Consider the following 1,447-nt stretch of genomic DNA (forward strand, 5'->3'; position numbering starts at 1 on the left):
ATTGTGCGTTGGTTTTTGTGATTACGGTGTTATGCGGTAAGTTGGCAGTAGCGTTGGTTGCCCCTTAACCGGGCGTTATGTAACCGTAAAGAAAAAGCCTACAATATATTGAAAGTTAAAGTGTTTTTATGCTTTTGCATTTTTAAGTTAGCTTCTATTTTGCATGTTTTGTGATTTTAACTTTGTGATTTTAACTTATTGTTTTAATGGGTTATTTATAAATTTTGCAAAGTCAGTCTTATTCATATTGGCTTCGTTTTCGTCTTCTTGTTCTTCGAGTTTTTAGCTGGTTCTAAATGGTTCAGTGGGTTTGCGATGAGCTTGGTGGCAGTCATTTTTTCTTTGAACTAGGGCTCGCAGTTTCGCCGTTGTCACGCAAATTCTACTGGGTTACTGCTAACTTTTCATGTAAGTTAAACGATATTTGGCAATGTTGTTCTTTGTAATGCTTTGAAATGGTTAGCAAAGTTACATAACAAAGCATTCAAGAGGGACAGTCAACGCTTGGCAGTTTTGGTTTGGTTGGCATTTGAGGTTACGGCTGGCTAGTTTGAGTTTAGTTGTTTACGTTGCCTGCCCCTTAATGCGGCGTTAGCTTACCAATCGAAATCATCGCCCATAATCGTTTATTATTTCAGGTGATTTTGCGGTAACTGAGATTGCCCCAATACAGCTACGATTAAGATGAAATTCTCTTCCTTTGTGAAGTAAGCAGTGTGTTTTCCAATCGGAAAGTAAAAGCCGTTACTATATATTTCATGGCAGCTTCGTCCTAAATCAGGATTATCGGCGAGCATTTGAAAGCCAGAAAGTAGTGTTTCTTTATAACGTTGCCACTGTAATTCGGAAAAATTGTTGATGGTATAATTTTTTACTTTACGTAAATGAGTTTGAGCCAAACTACTCAGTTTATATTGTTTATTGTGCATATTGTTTGTTATAACTCATTCAAAAAATCTTTACCATCAACGACATTGCCTTTTGCCAAGTCATCTTTAGCCGCGTTGAAACAATGTTTAAGATATTCTGTTTTCATCATTTCAAGCTCTTCGTAGTCATGTATAGACATCACGACAACAGCATCTTTGCTGTTTTTACTGATCTTAATCGGTTGGCGTTGAGCATTAAGAAGCAATTCACCAAAATTTCGTTTAGCGTCATTTGCTGTTAATGTATGCATGGTTATTCTCCACAGTCTCAAGTCTAATTGGAGTATAGCTTATCACACAAAGCGGTCAATGTAATTAAATCGCACGAAATGTGTGAAAGGTAAGCTAACAAAGCATTTAAGAGGGACAATCAACGCGAGGCATTTTTGGTTCGGGTTGGCATTTGAGGTTAAGGTTGGCCAGTTTTAGTGCAGTTATTTGCGTTGCCTGCCCCTTAATGCGGCGTTATGTAACCGTAGAGAAAAAGACCGCAATATATTGAAAGTTAAAGTGTTTTT

At 37.4% G+C, this 1,447-nt stretch carries 2 protein-coding genes; both read right to left on the bottom strand.

What is annotated here, in order from left to right; all coding sequences use genetic code 11:
* Positions 1 to 629 precede the first annotated feature (629 nt).
* Complete coding sequence (locus tag B7C60_RS00020) at positions 630 to 929, bottom strand: type II toxin-antitoxin system RelE/ParE family toxin (RefSeq protein ID WP_039428516.1); 300 nt, start codon at positions 927 to 929, stop codon at positions 630 to 632.
* An 8-nt stretch (positions 930 to 937) separates the two neighbouring features.
* Entirely contained in the window at positions 938 to 1,180 is a 243-nt protein-coding gene (locus tag B7C60_RS00025) for a type II toxin-antitoxin system Phd/YefM family antitoxin (RefSeq protein WP_045572526.1), read from the bottom strand.
* Between the last annotated feature and the right edge of the window lie 267 nt (positions 1,181 to 1,447).

Source organism: Vibrio fujianensis (assembly GCF_002749895.1).
GTDB classification, from domain to species: Bacteria; Pseudomonadota; Gammaproteobacteria; order Enterobacterales; family Vibrionaceae; genus Vibrio; species Vibrio fujianensis.